Consider the following 23,883-nt stretch of genomic DNA (forward strand, 5'->3'; position numbering starts at 1 on the left):
CCTGATTTGTGGGGGCGAATTCATTCGCCAAGGGTGGCGTAGCTACCCCATTCAGCCTCGTAGGGCAGACCTTCGGCCTGCCTGGCGAATGAGTTCGCCCCTACAAGCCATTCGCCGCCAATGAAAAAGCCCCGCACTTGGCGGGGCTTTTTCATTTCTCGACCTATCAGGCCGCGACAGGCTCCAGGGACTCGCGACGGCTGCGCACGAACTGCGGCAGCATCGAGCCCACGAACATGCCAAGGGCACTGAACAGCAGGCCAGCCAGTTGCGGCGGCCAGAAGTCGGTTTCGGCGTAGGTGGCTTCCAGGAAGATCCAGGAGATCAGGCCCGCGGCGATTGCCAGCAGGGCGCCCTGGGTGGTGGCGCGTTTCCAGAAAAGACCTGCGAACAGCGGCACCACGGCGGCGACCAGGGTCACCTTGTAGGCGTTGCCCACCATCTCGTAGATGCTCGCATCCGAGTACAGGGCGAACAGCGAGGTCGCAATGGTCATTGCGATCACGCTCAGACGCATGGCCAGCAGGAACTGACGGTCGTTCATGTCCGGAATGAAGCGCTTGAGCACGTTCTCGGTGAAGGTCACCGACGGTGCCAGCAGGGTGCCGGAGGCAGTGGACATGATGGCCGAGAGCAACGCGCCGAAGAACATGATCTGGGCGAACAGCGGAGTGCGCTCCATGATCAGGTGCGGCAGGATCATCTGCGAGTCTTCGGCCAGCCACTTCTGCACCATGGCCGGGTCGATCAGCGATGCAGCGTAGGTCAGGAAGATCGGCAGCATGCAGAAGGAGAGGTAGAACACGGCGCCGGTCATGGAGGCACGGGCGGCGATGTTCTCAGTCTTGGCCGACATTACGCGGGCGTACACGTCCTGCTGCGGGATGGAGCCGAACATCATGGTCACCGCCGCGCCGATGAAGGCGACGATGTCCCGTGGCTCGAAGCCGTGCATGAAGGTGAACTTGCCTTCGCTGGCGGCATGGCTGATCACCACGTCGGCGCCACCGGCCATGTCACCGATCAGCCAGGTCAGGTACACCAGGCCGACGACGATGATGATCATCTGCATGAAGTCGGTCAGGGCAACGGACCACATACCGCCGAACAGGGTGTAGAGCAGCACGATACCGGTGCCGATCAGCATGCCCTGGGTAGTGGTAATGGAGCCGTCGGACAGCACGTTGAACACCAGGCCCAGTGCGGTGAGCTGTGCAGCCACCCAGCCCAGGTAGGAACCGATGATTACCAGGCTGGTGATCAGCTCGACGTTCGGACCGAAGCGCTTCCTGAAGAAGTCACCGATGGTCAGCAGGTTCATGCGGTAGAGGGGACGGGCGAACACCAGGCCTACCAGCATCAGGCAACCGAAAGAGCCGAAGGGGTCTTCGATGATCCCGGCGAATCCTTCCTCGATGAAGCTTGCGGGAATGCCCAGCACGGCTTCCGAGCCGAACCAGGTGGCGAACACCATCGCCGCAACCAGGGGGAAGGACATGCTCCGGCCGCCGGCCGCGAAGTCCTTGGAGTTTTTGACGCGGGTGGCGGCGTAGAAACCGACACCGACGGTGACCAGCAGGTATACCGCAACAAACCAGATAAGCATTTGTTCTTGTTCCAGAGGCACGCCCGTCGGGGCCGGAAACCTGGGAGACAGGAGTCTCGACTGACGGAGTTTTTGTTATTGACGGCGAAGCCCGGCACGGAGTGAACCGGGCGGATACCACGGAAGCGAAGTCTGCCAAAGACGTAAAATATGTCAAACAAATACAGCAGCAATGAGCAAAAAAATCGACAGAACGCCTCTGACCAAAAATACAGAGATCACCTCAAGCGCATGATTTAGCGCTATTTTCCGCGTCATCTCGTGACCTGTTAGTTTCTTATTTTTTACAGGGCCTGTTGATTAAGAACGACACCAAACTACCGTTCATCGCCAGTGGGAAGGCATCTGCTAGCATCCAGGCGTCATCGTCATGGAGCCTTCGTGCATGTACGCGCTGAACCCGCAACAGACCGAGTCTTACCTGCGCCATCTGGACATCCCCGCTGCGAAGCAGCCCGACCTTGCCAGCCTCGACCGGCTCATCGCTGCTCATCAGCGCCGGGTGGCCTTCGAGAACGTCGACGTACTGCTCGACCGCCCCATCCGTATCGACGCCGACGCGGTGTTCGCCAAGGTGGTGGAGCGCCAACGCGGTGGCTACTGCTACGAGCTGAACAATCTCTTCGCGCGCCTGCTGCTCGCCCTCGGCTACCAGATCGAACTGCTGGGCGGCCGGGTGCGCTGGGGCCTGCCGCTGGACGCACCGCAGACCATGCTTTCCCACCTGATGCTGCGCGTCCTGCTTCCGGAAGGCCCCTACCTGGCGGATGTCGGCTTCGGCTCCGCCACCCCCTGGCGCGCCGTGCCCCTGGCAGGTGAAATGCCTGGCGACCTCCCCTATCGCCTGCGCCCCCAGAACGACGGAACCGGCGAAGTGCAGCTGGAAAACTTCCGCGCGGAAACCGGCTGGGCGGCCTGCTATCGCTTCGGCGCGGAGGTAAACGCCTGGGTCGATTGCATCCCGCGCAACTGGTACACCTCCACCCACCCCAATAGCGTGTTCCGGCAGATGCTGATGACCGCCCGCAGCGAAGGCGAGTGGCGCCTGACCCTGGCCAACGGCACCTTCAACAAGCGCCATCGCGATGGCCGGGTGGAAAGCCGTAAGATCGAAGACGCAGCGGAACTGGTTGAAGTGCTGAGAAACGACTTTCTGCTGAGCCTGACGGAAGACGAGATCGAGCCGTTACACCAGCGCCTTGCCGGCCTGCTCAAGGGCTGACGCCTGGGCTCGAATGGTGGACCGGTGACGCGTGGTCCACCCTACAGGTAGCCCCACCGGCGAAAGAGGACATCCCCATGTCCACCACCGACCACCTTCGGGCGTTGCACGACCAGGGTTTCACCCTCCTTCCTGGCATACTCGATGGCCCCGCCATCGCCACCCTGCGCGCACTGATGGACCGACTCCAGCCCATCCACTGGGACTACATCGGCCTGGTGGATGACCACTTCAAATGCGTGTTCAACCGGGGCCCGGAGTGGCTGCCATATCTCGACCTGCCCGGAGTGATCGAATTGGCCGAAGCGGCACTCGGCGGAGACTGCCACCTGGTCGGCATGACCGCCTGGCGAAGCCACCCCGGCTTTATCGGCGGCGAACTGCACGTGGACCATCTGGCCATGGAACTGCCGGAAAGCCTGCTGGCTGACCCGGCCTTCTCGCTGCCGGTGCAGATATGCACAGCGCACCTCTACCTCGACGATATCGACGCCGACCTCTGCCCCACTCTGGTGATTCCTGGCAGCCATCGCGCCGGACGCAAGCCCTGCACAGGAGAAACCAGCTGGCGCGGCAAATCGGCCGAAGCCGTGCTGTGCAGGGCCGGCGATGTGCTGGTGTTTCGCAGCGAGCTCTGGCACGCCGGCAGTCGCAATCGCACAGCCGACCGCACTCGCTACCTGCTGCAGGTGCATTACGGACGACGCATGGTGGCGCAGAAGTTCTCGCCCTACCTCGCCTTCCGCTTCAACCCGGACGTGCTGGCCGCCTGCTCTCCGCGTCAGCGCCGCCTGATGGGCGATCACGAAGCCGCTGAATACGACTGACGCCGAAAAACCGAGCAAGCGCTTCCAGCCCATCTCCCGCGGGCCACAGCGGCATTTATCCCAAAGATATCCACAGAGCGACCCACAGTTTTTGTGCGCATTACCTGACCTGCAGCAGGGGGCATGCCTAGCGTTATGGGAGCTAGTTCACTCGCGAGTTTCAGAGCCATCGCAACCCGCAGCCCAGGCAGCTCAAGACACCTGAGCAAAATCCAACCACCACGCTGAAAGCCGCGCACTTCAATGCCTGTAGCCATCCACCCCAAAGCTATCCACAGCTTGCCCCACAGATTCCGTGAGTATCTGCGGCAGGCCTTCAGGCGGATAGGGTTGCACCCCGCATGCACATGAAACGAGCAACCAGTGCCAACCCTCCAGGCACGGGCCTTGCGGCAATCCATCCAGAAGATATCCACAGCTCGCTCCACAGAAAATGTGGGCACGCCCGCACGGGCCTGATCTTTACTTCAACGCAAGACCTCACGCAGGAAGCACGCCATGCGCACCACCGGCCTTGCCGCCCTGTTGATTCCCCTGCTGCTCCTGACGGGCTGTGCCGACTTCGGTACACGCGACCCGTTGCAGGTCGACCTGGCAGGTATGGAGCCCATTCCCGGCGAGGGGTTGGAAGTGCGCTTCAACCTCAAGCTCCGCGTGCAGAACCCCAACGAGGGCGCCATCCATTACAACGGCGTGGCCCTGGAACTGGACTTGAACGACCTGCCCATGGCCAGCGGGGTCAGCAGCAAGGGCGGGACGGTGGCGGGATTTGGCGAGACGCTGATCGAAGTTCCGGTGACCATCTCGGCCTTTTCGGTCCTGCGGCAGGCCTGGACGCTCAGCGGCACCCATCCGTTCCAGAACGTGCCCTACGCCCTGCGCGGCAAACTGGGCGGCGGCTTCTGGGGAACCCGGCGCTTCACCGACGCCGGCGTTCTGAGTATTCCCGAACCCATCGACACGCCCTGAGCCTCAAGTGCTCAGCACGAATCCCAGCAGCTCGTGAGTCGCCGACGTCAGCGAAATAGCTCCGGTATCAATTTCCCAGTCCGCATCCAGCGGCGGCTCGTAGGGACTGTCCAGGCCAGTGAAGTCACGGATACGTCCTTCCAGCGCCGCCTGGTACAGGCCTTTCGGATCGCGCTGCGCACAAACATCGAACGATGTGCTGACGTACACAGAGAAGAATTCACCCGGATTGAACAACTGCCGCGCCATTTCACGATCAGCGCGAAAAGGCGAGATCGCCGCGACGATCACGATCAACCCCGCATCCACCATCAGCCGTGCCACTTCGGCGATGCGCCGGACATTTTCGCGACGATCCTCGGCACTCATGCCCAGGCCGCGACAGAGACCACCGCGCAGATTGTCGCCATCCAGCACATAGGTGTGCAGGCCACGGGCGTTGAGCTCAAGCTCCAGGGCATTGGCCAGGGTGGACTTGCCGGAGCCGGACAGGCCGGTCAGCCAGATGCAGCGTGGACGCTGATGCTTGATCGAAGCTCTGGCCCGTGCAGGCACGGCCAACGTGCAGGTGACTGCCTCACTCATAGCCCAACCACTCGTAATCTCGCGCATAGACCCGGCGCACTATGCGCCGAGTGCGCGCCGAACAGAATTCCCGCACCGGGACCGACTGCCGCTGCAAAGTGTGGTTCATGTGCTGTAGGCGGAACAGGCGCGCTCCAGCGGGTCGCGCACGAAGGTGAACTTGAACGCCCTCGCGTAGTGCTCGGGGAACTGCTGCTCGTACCAGTACAGCGGCACATGCCCCGGCCGCCAGTTGCCGAACAGCGCCGAGCTGACACTGTTGCCGGCGAACTTGGGGACGTGGATGAAGAGACAACCATTGAGGCTGAACTGCGGCGGCAACCCGAGCCTGGCGGACATCGACCGGTTCACTACCTGACGATCCACCGCGCTCAGGCGGCTACGCAGGAAACTGCGCTGCTCCCTGGGGATCAGCTTCCAGAACACAGGTTGCAGCATGGCACCCTCGATGCGGGATAGGCCCGCGCACTATCAATGGAGCCAGACTAGCAGCCGCTTTTCCCGAGAAGATTTTGACATGGTCAAGTCGGTAAAGCGGCGGATACAAACGCATTACGAACGCGCAGAAATGGGCAAGGCGATGGCAAAACCCTATACAATCCATGGTTTTTCGTGACACCGACGTCGAGGTAAACCGTGAGCACCCTGCCGCCCTGCCCCAAATGCAACTCCGAATACACCTACGAAGATGGCGCAATGCTGATCTGCCCGGAGTGCGCCCACGAGTGGTCCGCCGACACCGGCGCTGAGGCAGTCAGCGACGACAAGGTGATCAAGGACTCCGTCGGCAACGTCCTGCAGGACGGCGACACCATCACCGTGATCAAGGACCTCAAGGTCAAGGGCTCGTCCCTGGTAGTGAAGGTCGGTACCAAGGTGAAGAACATCCGCCTGGTCGACGGCGACCACGACATCGACTGCAAGATCGATGGTATTGGCGCGATGAAGCTGAAATCGGAATTCGTGCGCAAGGTGTAAGTCTCTACCCCCCGACAAAAAGCCCGGCATCTGTCGGGCTTTTTGTTGGGTCATAGATGCAAGCTCCATAGGTTGGCGCTGAGCGAAACTAAGCCCAACAAGGTGACCAGACATAACTCCTGCAATCCCCGCAGCACCGCTGCCAGCCTTGCAGGGGGACATCGCTTTACATGCGCATCCAGCCTCCGTCGGTGAGCCGGTGAAGCTTGCGCCACCCTACGAAAACGACCCATCGCTGGCCATGGCACCAGTCACCGGTCCGCAGTATGGTCAGGCATTCACTACCCCAAGGATGAACCATGGCCATCAAGCAGCAAGCCACTCGCCAGCAGAAGCACCTGGCCGTTCTGATCGACGCCGACAACGCGCCGGCCGCTATCATCGAGGGCCTGTTCGAAGAAATCGCCAAGTACGGCGTGGCCAGCGTGAAACGCATTTACGGCGACTGGACCGGCCCGCAACTGGGCAGCTGGAAGAAAGTGTTGCTCGACCACTCCATCCAGCCCATCCAGCAGTTCGCCTACACCAAGGGCAAGAACGCCACCGACAGTGCGCTGATCATCGACGCCATGGACCTGCTCTATACCCGGCGCTTCGACGGTTTCTGCCTGGTTTCCAGCGATAGTGATTTCACCCGCCTGGCCGCGCGCTTGCGGGAAGAAGGCCTGACCGTGTACGGATTCGGTGAGGAGAAGACACCCAAGCCCTTTGTCTCGGCCTGCGACAAGTTCATCTACACCGAGATACTTCGCGCCGAGCTTCTGCCTGAGCCAACCCCCAGCGGTGACAAGCCGTCCGTTGCAGCGCCGCAACCGGCCGAGGCGCCCAAATCGACTGATAAGCCCTCCCCGGTGAAGCCGCAGAAAGTTCCGGTGAACGCAATTGCAACAGTCATCGACGGGCTAGACGAAGAAGACGGCTGGGCTCCCCTCGCAGCTGTGGGTTCCAACATCACCAAGATCCGCACCGACTTCGATCCGCGCCTGTACGGGTTCAAGAAGTTGAGCGACCTGATCAAGGGGAACCCGAAACACTTCGAGCTCGAGGAACGTGGAACCACCACGACTGGGGGAAAGGTGCTGTTCGTGCGCAACCGCAAGATCGGAAAGTAACTGTCCGCTCAGTTACCCATCAAAACAAAAAGGCCCGGCAAATATGCCGGGCCTTTTCGTTCAACGGGTCAATCAACCGTTGCTGGGGAAGGCGAATTGCGCAGCCTCGTGGCTGGCGCGCTGCGGCCAGCGCTGCGTGATGGCCTTGCGACGGGTGTAGAAGCGAACGCCGTCCGGGCCGTAGGCGTGCAGGTCGCCGAACAGGGAGCGTTTCCAGCCGCCAAAGCTGTGGTAGGCCACCGGTACCGGCAGCGGCACGTTGACGCCGACCATGCCCACTTCGATTTCGTCGCAGAACAGACGGGCGGCTTCGCCGTCACGGGTGAAGATGCAGGTGCCGTTGCCGTATTCGTGGTCGTTGATCAGCTGCATGGCGTCTTCCAGGCTGCCGACGCGGACGATGCACAGCACCGGGCCGAAGATTTCTTCCTGGTAGATGCGCATGTCGGCCTTGACGTGGTCGAACAGGGTGCCGCCGACGAAGTAGCCGTCTTCATGGCCGGCCACGCGGTAGCCACGGCCGTCCACCACCAGCTTGGCGCCAGCAGCGACGCCGTCGTCGATGTAGCCGACCACCTTGTCGCGGGCGGCGGCGGTGACCAGCGGGCCCATGTCCAGGCCGCATTGGGTGCCGGCGCCGATCTTCAGGCCCTTGATCTGCGGAACGATCTTGTCCACCAGGGCATCGGCGATCTGGTCGCCCACGCACACGGCCACGGAAATGGCCATGCAGCGCTCGCCGCAGGAACCGTAGGCGGCCCCCATCAGTGCGCTGACGGCGTTGTCCAGGTCGGCGTCGGGCATCAGCACGGCGTGGTTCTTGGCGCCGCCGAGGGCCTGCACGCGCTTGCCGCGCTTGGTGCCTTCGGCATAGATGTACTCGGCGATCGGGGTCGAGCCAACGAAGCTCAGGGCCTTCACTTCGGGCGCTTCGATCAGCGCATCCACGGCTTCCTTGTCGCCGTTGACCACGTTCAGCACGCCCTTGGGCAGGCCGGCCTGATGGAAGAGCTCGGCGATCAGCAGGGTGGAGCTCGGGTCACGCTCGGAGGGCTTGAGGATGAAGGTGTTGCCGCAGGCGATGGCCAGCGGGTACATCCACAGCGGCACCATGGCCGGGAAGTTGAACGGGGTGATGCCGGCGACCACGCCCAGCGGCTGGAAGTCGCTCCAGGCGTCGATGTTCGGGCCGACATTGCGGGTGTATTCGCCCTTGAGGATTTCCGGGGCGGCGCAGGCGTACTCGACGTTCTCGATACCACGCTTGAGCTCACCGGCGGCGTCTTCCAGGGTCTTGCCGTGTTCTTCGGCGATCAGCTTGGCGATGACTGCTTCGTTCTGCTCCAGCAGTTGCTTGAAGCGGAACAGCACCTGGGCGCGCTTGGCCGGCGGGGTGTTGCGCCATGCCGGGAAGGCGGCCTTGGCGGCGTCGATGGCCTGCTGGATAGTGGCGCGGCTGGCCAGGCCGACCTTGCGGTGGGCTTCGCCGGTGGACGGGTTGAACACGTCCGCGGTGCGGCCTTGGTCGTCGATACGTTCGCCGTTGATCAGGTGCGGAATGAGGCTCATGGGTGGGGTCTCTTGTAGGGCATTTTGTCCGGTAGGTCCGCAGGGGAGGTGGTTTCCCTCACCCCAGCCCTCTCCTGGAGGGAGAGGGGGCAGACCGTGCATTACTTGATTTCTGTTTCCACGAAGACCACTTCGTGGTCGCTGGCGTTGATCACGTTGTGTTCGACGCCTGCCTTGCGGAAGTAACTCTGGCCGGCCACCAGGGGGGCGTGCTTGTCGCCCTCCGGGGTTTCCAGCAGCAGGGTGCCGTTGGTCATCGGCACCACGACATAGTCGTAACCATGGCGGTGGCGACCGGTTTCGGCACCGGGGGCGAAGCGCCACTCGGTGACGATCACCTCGTCGTTATCCACCTGCACGGTGGGCACGGCCTGCGGGCGTTGGCTCATCAGTTGACGCCCTGCAGGGCCTGGCCGACGGCGTCGAACAGGCGATCCAGCTCTTCCGGCTTGGCGTTGAAGGTTGGGCCGAACTGCAGGGTGTCGCCGCCGAAGCGCACGTAGAAGCCGGCCTTCCACAGGGCCATGCCGGCCTCGAACGGACGCACGATGGCGTCGCCGTCACGCGGGGCGATCTGCAGGGCACCGGCCAGGCCGCAGTTGCGGATGTCGACGACGTGCTTGGCGCCCTTCAGACCGTGGATGGCCTTCTCGAAGTGCGGAGCCAGTTCGGCCGATTGCTGCACCAGGTTTTCCTTCTCCAGCAGGTCCAGGGCGGCCAGGCCGGCGGCGCAGGCAACCGGATGCGCGGAGTAGGTGTAGCCGTGGGTGAACTCGACGGCGTACTCGGGCGTCGCCTGGTTCATGAAGGTCTGGTAGATCTCGCGGCTGGCGATCACCGCGCCCATGGGGATGGCGCCGTTGGTGATCTGCTTGGCCACGTTCATCAGGTCCGGGGTCACGCCGAAGTATTCGGCACCGGTCATCTTGCCCATGCGGCCGAAGGCGGTGATCACTTCGTCGAAGATCAGCAGGATGTTGTTCTGGTCGCAGATTTCGCGCAGGCGTTGCAGGTAGCCGGCCGGCGGCACGATCACGCCAGCGGAGCCGGACATCGGCTCGACGATCACGGCGGCGATGTTGGACGCGTCATGCAGTTCGATCAGTTTCAGTAGTTCGTTGGCCAGCTCCACGCCGCCGGTTTCGGCTGCGCCCTTGGTGAAGGCCATGCCCGGCTGCAGCGTATGCGGCAGGTGGTCGACGTCCATCAACTGGCCGAACATCTTGCGGTTGCCACCAATGCCGCCCAGGGCGGTGCCGGCGACGTTCACGCCGTGGTAGCCACGGGCGCGGCCGATCAGCTTGGTCTTCTGCGGCTGGCCTTTGAGGCGCCAGTAGGCGCGGGCCATCTTGATGGAGGTGTCGGCGCACTCGGAACCGGAACCGGTGAAGAACACGTGGTTCAGCTCGCCCGGAGTGAGGTTGGCAATCTTCTCGGCCAGCTGGAAGGACAGCGGGTGGCCGTACTGGAAGCCTGGCGAATAGTCGAGGGTGCCGAGCTGCTTGGCCACGGCTTCCTGGATTTCCTTGCGCGAGTGACCGGCGCCACAGGTCCACAGGCCGGAGAGGCTGTCGTAGATGCGACGGCCCTGGTCATCGATCAGCCAGCTGCCTTCAGCGGCGACGATCAGGCGCGGGTCGCGCTGGAAGTTGCGGTTGGCTGAAAACGGCATCCAGTGAGCGTCCAGCTTGAGCTGGCTGGCGAGAGGAAGCTGGGCGGTCTGCGGCATGTTCATGTGTGGCCTCGAATGGGTCTTGTTCTGAGGAACGACGAGCTACTTGCTGCCGACATTGCCACGGGCATAAAGTCACGAAAATCCAACTTTACTTATCTTTAGATCAGAGGTTACTAAACCATGAGCAGCCGCCGCCCCGAGCCGCTGGCGCAGGTCAGCGATTTCGATATCCGCCTGCTGCGCATCTTCCGCAGCGTGGTGGAATGCGGCGGTTTCTCCGCCGCCGAGAGCGTGCTGGGCATCGGTCGCTCGGCCATCAGCCAGCAAATGAGCGACCTCGAGCAACGCCTCGGCCTGCGCCTGTGCCAACGCGGCCGCGCCGGCTTCGCGCTGACCGAGGAAGGCCGCGAGGTATTCCAGTCATCCATGCAGTTGCTGGCGGCACTGGAAACCTTCCGCACCGAGGTCAATGGTCTGCACCAGCATTTGCGCGGAGAGCTGAACATCGGCCTCACCGACAACCTGGTGACGCTGCCGCACATGCGCATCACCAACGCGCTCGCCCGTCTGAAGACCCTCGGGCCGGATGTGCAGATCAATATCCGCATGACGCCACCCAGCGAGGTGGAGCAAGGTGTGCTCGACGGTCGTCTGCATGTCGGCGTGGTACCCCAGACCGCGGCCCTCTCCGGCCTGGAATACCAACCGCTGTACAGCGAACGTTCGCTGCTCTACTGCGCCGTCGGTCACCCGCTGTTCTACGCCGACGATGCGCAACTGAGCGACGAGCGCCTGAATCAGCAGGACGCCATTGCCCCCACCTTCCGTCTACCGGCGGACATCCAGTCCCATTATCAGGTGCTCAACAGCACGGCCAGCGCCTCGGACCGCGAAGGCATGGCCTTCCTGATCCTCACCGGGCGCTACATCGGCTACCTGCCGGACCATTACGCCACCTTCTGGGTGCAACAGGGGCGGTTGCGGGCACTGAAGCCGACGAACCGGTTCTACGACCTGTCGCTGGCCTCGGTCACCCGCAAGGGGCGCCGACCGCACCTGGTGCTGGAGAGCTTCCTGGAAGCACTGGCGGCGACGACCTGACGGTGCGAAACGGCTGCTTCCCAGCCCCATTTGGGTGCAGCCGTGACAAATCCCGCGAATAACCTGACCACGGCTACAGTTTTGGCTTGTCGGACACGCCAACCTGAGTTATCAGTGCTGTCGCCACCCCATCTCAGAATCTGGAAGCCTATGACCTCACTGGTGCCCGCCCACAGCCCGAATCCTTCCGCGAAGCCCGCCGGACGCATCCGTCAGAAGAACGAAGAACTGATACTTGCCGCCGCCGAAGAAGAGTTCGCCCGCCACGGATTCAAGGGCACCAGCATGAACACCATCGCCGTCCGCGCAGGGCTGCCGAAGGCCAACCTGCACTACTACTTCACCAACAAGCTGGGTCTGTACGTCGCGGTGTTGAGCAATCAACTGGAACTCTGGGACAGCACCTTCAATACCCTGACCGCCGAGGACGACCCAGCCGAGGCCCTGGCCCGCTACATCCGCGCCAAGATGGAGTTCTCCCGGCGCAACCCGCTCGCGTCGAAGATATTCGCCATGGAGATCATCAGCGGCGGCGGCTGCCTGGCAGAGCACTTCGATCAGGACTACCGCACGTGGTTCAAAGGACGCGCAGGCGTGTTCGAAGCCTGGATCGCCGCTGGCAAGATGGATCCGGTGGACCCGGTCAACCTTATATTCCTGCTCTGGGGCAGCACCCAGCACTACGCCGACTTCAACACTCAGATCTGCCGTGTCACCGGCCGCAAGCGCCTGACCAAGGACGATTTCGAAGCGGCCACGCAGAACCTCATCCAGATCATCCTCAAGGGCTGCGGCCTGACGCCGCCCGCGACCGCCTGATGCCATACACGCTGTCCTCTCCCGCCGAATACCGCGAGGAAATCAAGAAGAGCCGCTTCATCGCCCACGCCGCACAAGTGGCCAGCGTCGAGGAGGCCCAGGCCTTCATTGCACGGCTGTCCGAGCCCGGCGCTTCCCATAACTGCTGGGCCTGGAAACTGGGCAACCAATATCGTTTCAGCGACGACGGCGAACCCGGAGGCACCGCCGGACGCCCCATCCTCGCCGCCATCGAAGGCCAGGATTGCGACCAGGTGGCAGTGCTGGTAATCCGTTATTACGGTGGCATCCAACTCGGCACCGGCGGTCTGGCACGCGCCTACGGCGGCAGCGCCGCCAAATGCCTGCAGGGCGGCCAACGCGTGGAGCTGGTGGCGCGCAGTCGCATCAGCTGCCACCCCGGTTTTGCCGAACTACCGCTACTCAAGGCTCGCCTCGCCGAGTTCGAAGCCCTGGTGGAAAGTGAAAGCTTCGATGCCGAAGGCGCCGAGCTGGTCCTGGCCCTGCCCGATGGCCGCATCGCCGGGCTGGAACAGGTTCTGCGGGACATCAGTCGGGGACGCCTGGAAGTGAAACGACTCTAGGGATGAATTCATTCGCCAACCGGAGCGAAGGTTCGGCGATCAGCCATCCACAGCCGTAGGGTGCGCCATGCGCACCAAGCCCAGGCCCCGAATCCCTGGTGTGCGCAGCGCACCCTACAGAATGAACCCGCTCCGAATCCCACCCACAATTTCTGTGGAGCCGGCTGTGGATAACTCGTGGACTTCTCGCTGTAACGCCGCTGTGGTGCGGATTAGCGAGAGTTGTTCGCTTTTTGCCCAGCCCCCTCTCTTTTCTCTTGCACCAAAGATAAGCAACTGATTTTCGGTACTTTCCAACGCGCACCAAGGCTGCGCATCTGGCTACCCTCGTGGCCGCGCTTGTCCACCTCCAACGGGGAAAAGACTGTGGATAAGCTTGGGAGTATCCGCCGCAGCCCATGAGCCACGGCACTTGCAGGCGGATGATCAATAAACAGCCAAAAAGCTTCCCTGGTGAACCCGGGCGGGCCGACACCCTCTCAGCACATTCCCATCCAGCCAGTTAAACTTTCCGGCGATCTGGCCTGAAAACGAGAAACCACCATGTACGACTGGCTCAATGCCCTACCCAAGGCTGAATTGCATCTGCACCTGGAGGGTTCGCTGGAGCCCGAACTGCTTTTCGCCCTGGCCGAACGCAACAGGGTCGCGCTGCCCTGGGCCGATGTGGAAACCCTGCGCAAGGCCTACGCCTTCAACAACCTGCAGGAGTTCCTCGACCTCTATTACTCCGGCGCCGACGTGCTGCGCACCGAGCAGGACTTCTACGACCTGACCTGGGCCTACCTCGAGCGCTGCAAGGCGCAGAACGTTATCCACACTGAACCCTTCTTCGACCCGCAGACCCACACCGACCGGGGCATCCCCTTCGAGGTGGTGCTGTCCGGCATTCGCCAGGCCCTGGAAGACGGTCGCGAGCAACTGGGCATCAGCTCCGGGCTGATCCTCAGCTTCCTGCGCCACCTCTCCGAAGACGAAGCGCAGAAAACCCTCGACCAGGCCCTGCCCTTCCGTGACGCCTTCATCGCCGTCGGCCTGGACAGCTCGGAAAAGGGCCACCCGCCTAGCAAGTTCCAACGCGTGTTCGATCGTGCCCGCGCCGAAGGCTTCCTCACTGTCGCCCACGCAGGCGAAGAAGGTCCGCCGGAGTACATCTGGGAAGCCCTGGACCTGCTCAAGATCGAACGCATCGATCACGGCGTACGCGCCATCGAGGATGAGCGGCTGATGCAGCGCATCATCGACGAGCAGATCCCGCTCACCGTGTGCCCGCTGTCGAACATCAAGCTCTGCGTGTTCGACCACATGCGCCAGCACAACATCCTCGACATGCTGGAGCGCGGCGTGAAGGTAACGGTGAACTCCGATGACCCGGCCTATTTCGGCGGCTACGTCACCGAGAACTTCGCCGCCCTGCACGAGCACCTGGGCATGACCGAGGACCAGGCGAAGCGCCTGGCGCAGAACAGCCTGGACGCACGCCTGGTGAAGTAATCGTCACCGCAGGTCGGCGCCAGGCGCAGCACGGCCCGACGCCAGAGCCCGGTTCTGGGCACTGGATCGTTGGGCTTCGCTGCGCTCGCGGATCGCCACCTGCCCCAACCTCAAATTGCCCAGTGGTCACTGGCTTCGCCCGTAGCTTGTAGGAAATTTCCCAGAGCCAAGTAGTCCGGGATGGACGCCCTACCAGACCCGCTTCCGGCGCCCCTTAAGATGCCTCCCATCGCCTTGCGAGACCGCCCGCGCTGTCTTCGCCACAAGACCAAAACCCGATGGATACCGAGGCTCCCTCTTCATGCAGACCAGAATCGTCATTGTCGATGAGGGCCGCATCGTCGACCTTGGCCGCCAGGTACGTGCGCGCATGCAGCAGGTCGGTCAGCCTCACCTCGGCCTGGCAACTGGTCTGACAGCCCCAGCAGCAAGCCTTGCAACACGCCGAACGTCATTATCAGGAGGAACTTCAATTGCAGATCGACCTGGCCAACCTGCCAGCCAATTCCGTCCCGTCGGGCGAACGCGTTACGAACGCGGCACTGCCCGGATTCCTTGCCAGGACCAGTGCCAATGCCGAAATCACCCTTGAGCGCATGGATGGCGATGGCGCTGGCCGCATGAGCCTGAACCTGGCGGGCACGCTGAGCAGTGTGCTCGCCTGGATGGAGCGGTTGGAGGAAAGCGGCGTAGAGGTGGTATCGCTGGGAATGGACGTCGACCGCGAAGCCGACGTAAAGGCGCGGATGGTGGTGGCGACGCCTCAGGAAGCCCGCGCCGGACTCGGCGTCAGCAAGCGCAGAAGACCGCCCAGCAACACACCATAGAGCGGCACGAAGAGCACCAGGCTGATGGCCAGTTTGACGCCGTAGTCGACGGTGGCGATCTCTACCCAGTTCGCCGCCATGAAGGGGTTGTCGCTGCGCCAGAAGGCCACGGAGAAGAACGCGAAGGTATCCAGCAGGTTACCGGCAATGGTCGAGGCCACCGGGGCTACCCACCACTGGCGCATCTTGCGCAGGCGGTCGAAGACCTGGATATCCAGCACCTGACCCAATACATAGGCGAGGAAGCTGGCCAGGGAAATCCGCGCGACGAACAGGTTGAACTCGCCGAGTGCGGCGAAGCCCTGGAAGCTCGCTTCCTGGAACAGCACGGACACCACATAGGACGCCAGAAGCGCCGGCACCATGACCTGGGCGATGACCCGGCGTGCCGCGACCTTGCCCATCAGGCGTACGGTGAGGTCAGTGGCCAGGAAGATGAACGGAAAGCTGAATGCGCCCCAAGTGGTGTGCCAGCCGAACAGAGTAATCGGCAACTGCACCAGGTAGTTGCTGGCGATGATGATGAAGATGTGGAAAGCGATCAGGCCGGTCAGTGCCGGACGCCAGATCGAAGGCGTTGTAGCGGGCATGTTGGTTCGCATCCTTTTTGCCGATGGGGTGAGGGAACCCATGTCGCGGCCCCATGGCCAACGACGGCGCGCATTCTAACTTGACCCGCGCGTCAGGAAAAGACGCTTTGTCCGGGCGCGTGCATCCAACGGCGATAACGCAGTAGGGGCGAATTCATTCGCCAAGCAGGCCGAAAGGCTGCCCTGGTGTTGCCCACATGGGTCAGCTTCGCTGTCCTTGGCGAACAAGTTCGACCCTGCAAAAGGAATGGGCCGCGATGCGGCCCTTAGTCTTGAAGCGTCTTGCGTCGCCCCGTCACCATGGACCAGGGCAGGTTCTCGCGCGTGCGCACACTCTCCACCAGCGCGGCGCCGACGTGCAGGCAGGCCAGCCAGAACAGGCTGTCGGCCATGAAGACATGGATGTCCCGGGGCAGGTCCTCGCCCCAGAAGTAGTCGACTTCTTCCATCAGGAAGCCGGTGACGCCCAGGCCGAACATCAGCAGCAACATGAGGATCATCACCAGCCCGCCCAGGGGTGAATGGCCCATGCGGTGCATGTGACCGCCGGTGAGCAGTGCCCTGGCGTGGGCCACCAGGCGCGCCGGCCGCGGCCAGAAATCTGCCCAACGCGCCGGCCGGGGGCCGACGAAGCCCCAGGCCAGCCGCACCAGCACCACCACCACGGCGTAGTAGCCGAGCCAGCGGTGCCAGCCGTCACCTGCCTCATTGAGGAAGTAGTCACCAATGAAGGCAGCCACCAGGGACCAGTGGCCGATCCGCACCACCGGGTCCCAGAGGCGAACGGTATCGGTGCTCACGGGTCAGTCCTCGATCTCCTGCTTGACCACCTTGCCGTCGACCGGGTTGAAGTAGATCTCGACTTTGCGCTTGTCCTTGTCCCAGCCGTAGATCTCATAGCAGTTGCCATCGGTCACCTTGAACTTCTTGATGTCGTACCCCTGGGTCTTGAGGTCTTCCTGGAACTTGGTCTGGTCTTGCCAGGTAGCCTTGTCGGCTGTGGTGCACTCGGTCTTGGCGAAGGTCAGGGGGCTGACGAGGGCCAGGGAAAGAAGCAGCAGTTTACGCATGGTATCGACCTCGATTCGTACGTTGTAATGCGGAAGACATTGCAAGGCGTTCTCATTTGCCGCCATGACAATGGAGAGTAGGTCAGGCCCTGAGGGCTGTCATATGCCGGCCTGCCGATCTCAGCGACGTTCGACCGCGAATTGACCCCTTCCTGCATGCTTGGCCCGGTAGCAAGCTGTATCAGCCTGTTTCAGAAGTTCCGCCGGTTGCGCGTTGGCGCCGTGGATGCAGGCGATGCCAACGCTGGCTCCCACGCGATATTCCTGGCCTTCCCACTCCAGCACGACGCCCTGGACCTGGGCGATCAGCCGAGCCGCCAGCAGTTCCGCCTGGGGCAACGGGCAACTGCGCAGGATCAGCGCGAACTCGTCGCCACCCAGGCGCGCCAGTTGGTCACCCGCGCGAACCTGGGCCTGCATCAGCCTGGCGAGCTGGCGCAGCAATTCATCCCCGGCGGCGTGGCCCGCGTTGTCGTTTACCTGCTTGAAGCGGTCCAGGTCGATGAAGCAGAGCACGCTGTTGCCGTCGTTCTGCACCACCTCGCGACAGCTTTCGGCAAGGGCATCCTCGAAGGCAGGGCGATTGAGCAGGCCGGTCAGCGCGTCGTGGGTCGCGGCGTAACGCAGGTGCTTTTGCATGGCCCGGGCTTCGCTGACATCAGTCAGCACCAGCACGCTCCCCAGCATGGTGCCGTCGCCTGCGCGCATGGGGGCCGCCTGGCCGCGCAGGGCGATGGTGCCGCCTGCCGGGTGACGCAGCGAGGCCAGGCCCTGGAGGCTGGCAGCGCTGCCGCGCTCCAGGCAGTCACGCACCGGGTTGGGCACCAGGCGCCCATCTTCTCCTTCCAGCAGCAGCACCTGCTCGATGGGCAGACCCCGGGCCTCGTCGCTGCTCCAGCCACTGAGGCGCTCGGCCACCGGGTTAAGGAAACTGACCCGGCCTTCCAGGTCGGAGGTGATGACGCCGTCGCCAATGGCATCGAGGGTCACCTGCAGGCGCTCGCGCTCATCTCGCAGGCGCTCGGCAAGCTGGTGCAGCTCGCTGACGTCCCAGTTGGTGCCGACCATGCGCAGCGGCTGGCCACCGGCGTCGCAGACCAGACGCGCGTGCCCCTTGAGCACCCGATGTTCACCATCGCCACGACGAATGCGGAACTCGATGTCCAGCCGCCGGCTACCTTCTCGCGCAGCCAGCACCTCACGTTCGGCACGGGCCGCGTCATCCGGATGCAGGTGGGCCAGCCAGTCGGCGAAGGACAACTCGTCGCCCAGGCGGCGGCCATAGAGGCGATACATACCCTCGTCCCAGAGCAGGCGATCGTTGACCAGATCCCACTCCCAGACGCCAACGCCACTGGCCTCGGTCGCCACCGAGTAGCGACGGGCCAGTTCCGCCTCGCGTTCCTCGGCACGCTTGCGCCGGTCGATGTCCTCGATCTGCGAAATGAAGTACAGCGGCTCGCCCTCGTGGTCGCGCACCAGGGATACCGCCAGCAGTCCCCAGATTTCCCGCCCACTCTTGTGCAGGTAGCGCTTCTCCAGGCGGTAGCTGTGGCGCCGCCCGGCGAGGATTTCCCGCACCAGTTCGAGATCGTCTGCCAGGTCGTCGGGGTGGGTGACGTCCTGGAAGTTCAGGCTGGAGAGTTCCTCCTCCGCATAGCCAAGCATGTCGCAAAGCGCCCGGTTGACTCGCTGCCAGCGGCCATCCAGCCCCACCAGCGCCATGCCGATGGCGGAGTGGTCCATGGCGTCGCGAAAGCGCGATTCGCTGGCTGCCAGTTCGCGCCGGCGTCTACGCAATTGCTCCACCGCCGAAGCCAGCAGCAATGCCGGCAACAGAGCCAGCAGCAACGGCAGGTAGATCAGCAGGTCGCGCCAGCCCTTCTGCAGAACTGGTACTTCAAGCAGGCCCAAGGCGATGATCGCGCCACCGCTCACCGAAGCCATCGCAACCAGCAGTGCAGTGCTGGCGAAGGTCAGACGCACCGCGGCGATGATCAGCGGCAGGGCCAGGTAGACGAAGGGGAATGGCAACAGCAACAGGGCGAAGGGCGTGCCCAGCAACACCAGCCCGATGTAGAGCAGCAACTCGTGGCGACGGCGCTCGCCAATCAGCTCCCACCCGCTGTTCTGGCGCAGCCAGACCGCCAGGGGTAGCACCGAGACGGCGCCGAGCATGGCGCCCTCGACCCAATACATCCAGCCACGCTCGAAGGAATCCAGCCCCTGCCAGGCGAGGATACTCGCCCCCAGGCTGGCACCCACCAGCGGCGGTAACAGGGCGCCGAAGAACATGAACTGCAGGAAGGCCCCGGGGCTTTCGTTCATCCGCAACGCGGCGCCGCTGACCCGCAAAAGAGACGCGGCCAGTACTACTTCGAGCAGGTTGGGTGGGATGAAGCTCGCCGCCCGCAAGAGGCTATCGCCGAACGTTATGTTCGCCAGCAGGTCCGCCAGCATCGCCACCGTCAGCAGGGGCGCCCAGCGCCGCAACGGCTGGTCCCAGAGCAGCGCCACGGTGAAAGCGTTGGCGTACCAGAGCGTGGCAATGCTGCCGGGCTGGCGCGACAGCCAGACAGCCCCCAGGGCCAGCAGCAGGTAGCCGGCGAAAGCCAGCAGCACGGTCGGCAGGAAAGCACCAGGCTCGCGGTTACGCAGCATCAGCCGGTACCCCCACGGCAGGCGCCGGGCGAGGGCCCGGCAGGATTCAAGCAGGTCGGACACAAGTCAGCCACGGGAATCTCCACGCAGGCCACGGCTTATCCAGACGATAGCGGAACCTCGGGCCCGAGCAATTCGACGATCAGACGCCGGCATTGCCGAGACCGACACTCAACTCCAGGGCGCGCCGACGAGTAGCGTGGCGCAACGTGCCTGGACGAACTCGCGGAGCAGCCGCACCGGCTTGCTGAGCTGGGCGCGGTGGGCGCAGATCAGGTTCAGCGGCGTGGCCTGGCCACGGTATTGCGGCAGGGCCAGTTCCAGGCGCCCGGCCTGGATATCACCGGCTACATCCAGCCAGGACTTGTAGGTGAGCCCCTGCCCAGCCAGGGCCCAGCGCCGCACTACATCGGCATCGTCGCAGACACGGTTGCCGCTTACCGCCACCACTTGCTCGCGCCGGCCCTCGCTGAAGCTCCAGCGATCGTGGACACGCCCGCCCAACTGGTAGAGCAGGCAGTTGTGCCCTTCCAGCTCCGCAGGCTGCTGGGGGCGGCCGTGGCGGGCGAAATAGCCGGGGGACGCGCAAAGCACCCGGCGGTTGCTGGCCGCCAATGGCAGCGCCACCAGGCTGGAATCTTCCGGCTCGCCGTAGCGGATGGCGATGTCCACCGACTGGCGAAACAGATCGGCCACCCGGTCGCTGAGGTGCAGGCGAATGCCCAGGCGCGGATGCTCGCGCTGGAAGTCATCGAGCCAGGGCACCAGCACATTGCGGCCGAAGTCCGAGGGCGCGGACAGCTGCAGCACACCTGCGATGTCTTCGCGACCGCCGGCCAGTTGCCGTTGCCCCTCCTCGAGACTGGCCAGCGCAGTGCGCGCATGGACGAGGAACTGCTCGCCCTCGGGTGTCAGGCGCAGGCTGCGGGTAGAGCGAGCGAACAGGCGGACCTCGAGCTGTTGTTCGAGACGCTTGAGCGCAGCACTGGCCACGGCGGGCGAGACATCCAGCTTGCGGGCGGCGGCCGAGAGGCTACCGTGGTCAGCGGTACTGACGAACAGAGCGAGGTCGTCGAGGCGCAGCATTTTCAAATTCCTATTGAAAGACTGTCGCTTTCTAGCCGATTTTTCTCTCCTGCGAAATAACCGACCATGCGGCCCATCAAGCCCCACGCGGAGAATCCCGATGAAAGCCGTCGCCTACTTCCAGAACCTGCCCATCGACAACCCCGAATCCCTGCAGGACATCCTGCTGCCGGAGCCGCAACCGGGACCGCGCGACTTGCTGGTGGAGGTACGCGCCATCTCGGTCAATCCGGTGGACACCAAGGTCCGCCGCAACGCGCCTCCCGAGGCTGGGCAACCCAAGGTGCTGGGCTGGGACGTTGCTGGCGTGGTCAAGTCGGTGGGCAGCGACGTCACCCTGTTCCAGCCGGGCGACCGTGTTTTCTACGCCGGTGACCTGACCCGTCCGGGCGGCAACGCGGAGTTCCATCGGGTGGATGAACGCATCGTCGGCCACATGCCCGAAAGCCTGGACTTCGCCCAGGCCGCCGCTTTGCCACTGACCTCCATCACCGCCTGGGAGCTGCTGTTCGACCGTCTGCAGATCCCCGAAGGCAAGGCCGACCTGGGCCAGAGCCTGCTGGTGGTGGGCGCCGCGGGTGGCGTGGGTTCGATCCTCGTACAACTGGCCCAACAGCTCACCGGCCTGACCGTGATTGGCACTGCCTCGCGTCCGGAAACCCAGGCCTGGGTCCGCGAACTGGGGGCCCAGCATGTGCTGGATCACAGTAAGCCCCTGGCCGATGAACTGCGCCGCGCTGGTCTCGCCCAGGTTACTCATGTGGCCAGCCTGACCCAGACCGACCAGCACCTGGATCAGTTGGTAGAGGCCCTGGCGCCCCAGGGCCGCCTCGGCCTGATCGACGACCCGGCATCGCTGGATGTGGCCAAGCTCAAGCGCAAGAGCCTCTCCCTGCACTGGGAGTTCATGTACACACGCTCGATGTTCCAGACCCCGGACATCCTCGAGCAGCACCGCCTGCTGGAGCGCGTCAGCCAACTGATCGACGCCGGCGTGCTGAAGACCACCGTGGGCGAACACTTTGGCACCATCAATGCCGCCAACCTGCGCCGCGCCCATGCGCTGCTGGAAAGCGGCAAGGCTAAGGGCAAGATCGTGCTGGAAGGTTTCTGAGGCGATTTCTGTAGAAGAGAGCCGGCTCGCGAAAGATTCCGCTCGGGCTGTTCGCGAGCAAGCTCGCTCCTACAAGTTGGACACTGACCGGCGAGCAGTTGGGCTGGCGAAGGGTCCGGTACGCGAGGGTAAGAGACTTTTATTTTTCCTGGTCTCGCCAGCGGCGCTTCCGCCAGTTGTTCGAGCAGACGCCCCGCAGCGCAGTGCAGGGCTACGATCGCCAGCGTCGGGTGATCCACTGGAACCGCGCCAGCGAATTGCCCCTGCAACGCAGCGATGGCAACCCGGTGACGGTGTTCTCCAGCCACCTGGTGCTGCGCAACTTGCACAACCAGTTGGAGCTCTACTGCGTCGACATCGATTTCAGTGCCCTGAAGTCAGCGAGGGACGCTCTCCGGCAGAGCGAGAATCGTTATCAGGAATTGCTGCAGAGCCTTGGCCAACTCGCCCCGGAGCGGCAATCGAGCAGCGGCGAACAGGGCCAGGACGAACGGTATCGACCACCAGTCGGCTGCTTGATGCTGGTCATTTTCTGTCATCTGGGCGGGTCTACACTCAGCTTCCCCGCCACTTGATTGGGAGATGACCGAGGTGAAAATTCTTGTCCGTCCGACCGCCACCCCTCAGGGTTCTGGCTGGCAAGTCTGCCTTGACCAGCATGCGGTGAGCTTTCGTAGCGAGGCCGAAGCGCGCCGATTCGTCAGCGTCCTCGAGGAGCGCCTGAAGGCGCCCCACGTGCTACCGGACTGGTCAAGACGGATCGCGAGTTAACCCAGGGGCGCCTGGCCGTTGCGGTCGAGGCGCCAAGTCAGCAGCGCACAGGCGACTGCCGCGCAGCCGCACAGGCTGATGACCAGGGCCAGGGGCATGGCACTGCCATCGTGCAACCAGCCCACAAGGGCGGCAGCTCCTGCCGCCACTCCAAACTGCAGACTGCCCATCAGCGCCGAGGCGCTACCCGCGTTCTGGCCCTGGCCGGCCATTGCGCATGCCGAGGCGTTGGGCAGGATGCACCCCAGGCTGGCGATGCAGCCGAACAGCGGTAGCAGAAGCGGCCACAGCGATTGTGTCTGCAAGCTGGAAACCCCCAGCAGCGCCAACGCGCACACCAGATAGACCCAGATCACCCGTCGCATCCAGAAGGCCGGCCCGCGACGGCGCAGCAACACGGCATTGATCTGGGCGACCAGGATGAAGCCCGCGGCGTTGGAGCCGAACAGCCAGCCATAGTGCTCCGGCGGCACGCCATAAAGCTGGATGAATACGAAGGGGGAGCCGGCGATGTAGGCGAACATGCCGGCGATGGCGAAACCACCGCTCATGCCGTAGGCGAGAAATTGCCAGTCGCCGAGCAACCGACGGTACTGCCCGAGGGCGCCACTCAATGGCGCACGCGGAGTGATGTTGGAGAGCGTCTCCGGCAGCCAGAAGGCGATTCCCAGCAGCACCAGCGCGCTGAACAGGGTCAGCGCCCAGAAGATCGACTGCCAGCCGAAAAGCTCAAGGAGCAGCCCTCCGCCCAGCGGCGCCAGGATCGGCGCCAGGCCCATCACCAGCATCAACTGCGAGAAGGCCTTGGCCGAGGCGATGGGATCGCACAGGTCACGCACCACAGCCCGCGACACCACCATCCCCGCACAGCCGCCCAGGGCCTGGACGAAGCGTGCGCCGACCAGCCACTCCAGGCTGGGTGCCAGGGAGCAGGCGACCGAAGCCAGGGTGAAAATGGTCACGCCCACCAGCAGCGGCGGACGCCGACCGAAACGATCCGCCAGCGGACCATAGATCAGTTGACCGAGTGCGAGGCCAATGAAGTAGGACGCCAGGGTGAGCTGCACATGCTCCACATCGGTGGCGAAGGCCTTGGCCATGGCCGGGAAGCTGGGCAGGTAGAAATCGATGGCCATCGGCCCGAAGGCGCTGAGGGCCCCGAGCAGGAGGAGGATGCGGAAAGTCATGGTCGAGGCTGGCGCCATCCCTTGCGGTTAAGGCGC

At 63.6% G+C, this 23,883-nt stretch carries 25 protein-coding genes and 1 pseudogene; 13 read left to right on the forward strand and 13 right to left on the reverse strand.

Features of this window, described 5'->3' with window-relative positions; all coding sequences use genetic code 11:
- Nucleotides 1–20 precede the first annotated feature (20 nt).
- On the reverse strand, nucleotides 21–155 hold the full coding sequence (locus E8E75_RS04025; RefSeq protein ID WP_280358072.1) for a hypothetical protein: 135 nt from the start codon (nucleotides 153–155) through the stop codon (nucleotides 21–23).
- Between the two features lie 11 nt (nucleotides 156–166).
- A complete protein-coding gene (locus tag E8E75_RS04030) occupies nucleotides 167–1,606 on the reverse strand; it encodes a sodium:solute symporter family protein (RefSeq protein ID WP_120654421.1) in 1,440 nt (479 codons plus the stop codon).
- A 385-nt stretch (nucleotides 1,607–1,991) separates the two neighbouring features.
- Between E8E75_RS04030 and E8E75_RS04035 the strand changes: the two genes are divergently transcribed.
- The 3 genes from E8E75_RS04035 (at nucleotide 1,992) to E8E75_RS04045 (ending at nucleotide 4,624) form a co-directional block, all read left to right on the forward strand.
- Entirely contained in the window at nucleotides 1,992–2,828 is an 837-nt protein-coding gene (locus E8E75_RS04035; protein ID WP_153920598.1) for an arylamine N-acetyltransferase, read from the forward strand.
- A 77-nt stretch (nucleotides 2,829–2,905) separates the two neighbouring features.
- Nucleotides 2,906–3,655 (forward strand): phytanoyl-CoA dioxygenase family protein, encoded by a 750-nt coding sequence (locus E8E75_RS04040; RefSeq protein WP_153920600.1) that lies wholly within the window; start codon nucleotides 2,906–2,908, stop codon nucleotides 3,653–3,655.
- Between the two features lie 498 nt (nucleotides 3,656–4,153).
- Complete coding sequence (locus E8E75_RS04045) at nucleotides 4,154–4,624, forward strand: LEA type 2 family protein (protein WP_153920602.1); 471 nt, start codon at nucleotides 4,154–4,156, stop codon at nucleotides 4,622–4,624.
- 3 nt (nucleotides 4,625–4,627) lie between these two features.
- On the opposite strand, the gene cysC is transcribed toward E8E75_RS04045, so the two are convergent.
- Together cysC and E8E75_RS04055 are read right to left on the reverse strand one after the other, a co-directional pair.
- Nucleotides 4,628–5,209: an adenylyl-sulfate kinase gene (gene cysC, locus E8E75_RS04050; RefSeq protein ID WP_120654417.1), complete on the reverse strand. Its 582-nt coding sequence runs from the start codon at nucleotides 5,207–5,209 to the stop codon at nucleotides 4,628–4,630.
- Nucleotides 5,202–5,647, reverse strand: a pseudogene (locus E8E75_RS04055) (sulfotransferase family 2 domain-containing protein). Before E8E75_RS04055 ends, cysC begins: the two are co-directional and overlap by 8 nt.
- Before the next feature lie 198 nt (nucleotides 5,648–5,845).
- Here E8E75_RS04055 and E8E75_RS04060 point away from each other — a divergent pair.
- A complete protein-coding gene (locus E8E75_RS04060) occupies nucleotides 5,846–6,187 on the forward strand; it encodes a zinc ribbon domain-containing protein YjdM (protein WP_120654416.1) in 342 nt (113 codons plus the stop codon).
- A 299-nt stretch (nucleotides 6,188–6,486) separates the two neighbouring features.
- Entirely contained in the window at nucleotides 6,487–7,299 is an 813-nt protein-coding gene (locus E8E75_RS04065) for an NYN domain-containing protein (RefSeq protein WP_153920604.1), read from the forward strand.
- 72 nt (nucleotides 7,300–7,371) lie between these two features.
- Here E8E75_RS04065 and E8E75_RS04070 read toward each other — a convergent pair whose 3' ends face one another.
- The 3 genes from E8E75_RS04070 to E8E75_RS04080 all read right to left on the reverse strand — a co-directional run bounded on the left by E8E75_RS04070 (nucleotide 7,372) and on the right by E8E75_RS04080 (nucleotide 10,603).
- Nucleotides 7,372–8,868: a CoA-acylating methylmalonate-semialdehyde dehydrogenase gene (locus E8E75_RS04070; RefSeq protein ID WP_280358076.1), complete on the reverse strand. Its 1,497-nt coding sequence runs from the start codon at nucleotides 8,866–8,868 to the stop codon at nucleotides 7,372–7,374.
- Nucleotides 8,869–8,969: 101 nt separating this feature from the next.
- The gene (locus E8E75_RS04075; protein WP_120654413.1) at nucleotides 8,970–9,257 is read right to left on the reverse strand and encodes a cupin domain-containing protein; all 288 of its coding nucleotides are present in this window, start codon (nucleotides 9,255–9,257) and stop codon (nucleotides 8,970–8,972) included.
- Complete coding sequence (locus tag E8E75_RS04080) at nucleotides 9,257–10,603, reverse strand: aspartate aminotransferase family protein (protein ID WP_120654412.1); 1,347 nt, start codon at nucleotides 10,601–10,603, stop codon at nucleotides 9,257–9,259. The genes E8E75_RS04075 and E8E75_RS04080 overlap by 1 nt, the downstream gene beginning before the upstream one ends.
- A 120-nt stretch (nucleotides 10,604–10,723) precedes the next feature.
- Here E8E75_RS04080 and E8E75_RS04085 point away from each other — a divergent pair, with 120 nt between their 5' ends.
- From E8E75_RS04085 to E8E75_RS04105, 5 genes are all read left to right on the forward strand, one after another.
- On the forward strand, nucleotides 10,724–11,644 hold the full coding sequence (locus E8E75_RS04085) for a LysR family transcriptional regulator (RefSeq protein WP_120654411.1): 921 nt from the start codon (nucleotides 10,724–10,726) through the stop codon (nucleotides 11,642–11,644).
- 150 nt (nucleotides 11,645–11,794) lie between these two features.
- A complete protein-coding gene (locus tag E8E75_RS04090; protein ID WP_120654410.1) occupies nucleotides 11,795–12,463 on the forward strand; it encodes a TetR/AcrR family transcriptional regulator in 669 nt (222 codons plus the stop codon).
- Complete coding sequence (locus E8E75_RS04095) at nucleotides 12,463–13,047, forward strand: YigZ family protein (RefSeq protein WP_120654409.1); 585 nt, start codon at nucleotides 12,463–12,465, stop codon at nucleotides 13,045–13,047. Before E8E75_RS04090 ends, E8E75_RS04095 begins: the two co-directional genes overlap by 1 nt.
- Nucleotides 13,048–13,590: 543 nt before the next feature.
- Entirely contained in the window at nucleotides 13,591–14,541 is a 951-nt protein-coding gene (locus E8E75_RS04100; protein WP_120654408.1) for an adenosine deaminase, read from the forward strand.
- A gap of 434 nt (nucleotides 14,542–14,975) precedes the next feature.
- Nucleotides 14,976–15,368: a type II secretion system protein M gene (locus tag E8E75_RS04105; RefSeq protein ID WP_120654407.1), complete on the forward strand. Its 393-nt coding sequence runs from the start codon at nucleotides 14,976–14,978 to the stop codon at nucleotides 15,366–15,368.
- Here E8E75_RS04105 and E8E75_RS04110 read toward each other — a convergent pair.
- The 5 genes from E8E75_RS04110 to E8E75_RS04130 form a co-directional block, all read right to left on the reverse strand.
- On the reverse strand, nucleotides 15,305–15,958 hold the full coding sequence (locus E8E75_RS04110; RefSeq protein WP_153920608.1) for a 7-cyano-7-deazaguanine/7-aminomethyl-7-deazaguanine transporter: 654 nt from the start codon (nucleotides 15,956–15,958) through the stop codon (nucleotides 15,305–15,307). The genes E8E75_RS04105 and E8E75_RS04110 overlap by 64 nt on opposite strands.
- Before the next feature lie 266 nt (nucleotides 15,959–16,224).
- Complete coding sequence (locus E8E75_RS04115; RefSeq protein ID WP_280358079.1) at nucleotides 16,225–16,758, reverse strand: cytochrome b/b6 domain-containing protein; 534 nt, start codon at nucleotides 16,756–16,758, stop codon at nucleotides 16,225–16,227.
- A gap of 3 nt (nucleotides 16,759–16,761) precedes the next feature.
- Nucleotides 16,762–17,028, reverse strand: coding sequence for a PepSY domain-containing protein (locus E8E75_RS04120; RefSeq protein ID WP_153920610.1), 267 nt, complete (start codon nucleotides 17,026–17,028; stop codon nucleotides 16,762–16,764).
- Between the two features lie 120 nt (nucleotides 17,029–17,148).
- Entirely contained in the window at nucleotides 17,149–19,752 is a 2,604-nt protein-coding gene (locus E8E75_RS04125; RefSeq protein WP_280358082.1) for a PAS domain S-box protein, read from the reverse strand.
- A 108-nt stretch (nucleotides 19,753–19,860) separates the two neighbouring features.
- Nucleotides 19,861–20,775: a LysR family transcriptional regulator gene (locus E8E75_RS04130; RefSeq protein ID WP_153920614.1), complete on the reverse strand. Its 915-nt coding sequence runs from the start codon at nucleotides 20,773–20,775 to the stop codon at nucleotides 19,861–19,863.
- A gap of 100 nt (nucleotides 20,776–20,875) precedes the next feature.
- Here E8E75_RS04130 and E8E75_RS04135 point away from each other — a divergent pair, with 100 nt between their 5' ends.
- The 3 genes from E8E75_RS04135 (at nucleotide 20,876) to E8E75_RS04145 (ending at nucleotide 22,660) form a co-directional block, all read left to right on the forward strand.
- The gene (locus E8E75_RS04135; RefSeq protein WP_153920616.1) at nucleotides 20,876–21,889 is read left to right on the forward strand and encodes a zinc-binding alcohol dehydrogenase family protein; all 1,014 of its coding nucleotides are present in this window, start codon (nucleotides 20,876–20,878) and stop codon (nucleotides 21,887–21,889) included.
- 176 nt (nucleotides 21,890–22,065) lie between these two features.
- Nucleotides 22,066–22,464: a hypothetical protein gene (locus E8E75_RS04140; RefSeq protein WP_153920618.1), complete on the forward strand. Its 399-nt coding sequence runs from the start codon at nucleotides 22,066–22,068 to the stop codon at nucleotides 22,462–22,464.
- A gap of 16 nt (nucleotides 22,465–22,480) precedes the next feature.
- Nucleotides 22,481–22,660 carry a hypothetical protein gene (locus tag E8E75_RS04145; RefSeq protein ID WP_120655344.1) on the forward strand — a complete coding sequence of 60 codons (180 nt, stop codon included), beginning with the start codon at nucleotides 22,481–22,483 and terminating at the stop codon, nucleotides 22,658–22,660.
- Here the strand turns inward: E8E75_RS04145 and E8E75_RS04150 are convergent.
- Entirely contained in the window at nucleotides 22,657–23,847 is a 1,191-nt protein-coding gene (locus tag E8E75_RS04150; protein ID WP_120654399.1) for a Bcr/CflA family multidrug efflux MFS transporter, read from the reverse strand. The genes E8E75_RS04145 and E8E75_RS04150 overlap by 4 nt on opposite strands.
- Nucleotides 23,848–23,883: the final 36 nt, after the last annotated feature.

Source organism: Pseudomonas sp. BN606 (genome assembly GCF_029873115.1).
In the GTDB taxonomy this organism is placed as follows: Bacteria; Pseudomonadota; Gammaproteobacteria; order Pseudomonadales; family Pseudomonadaceae; genus Metapseudomonas.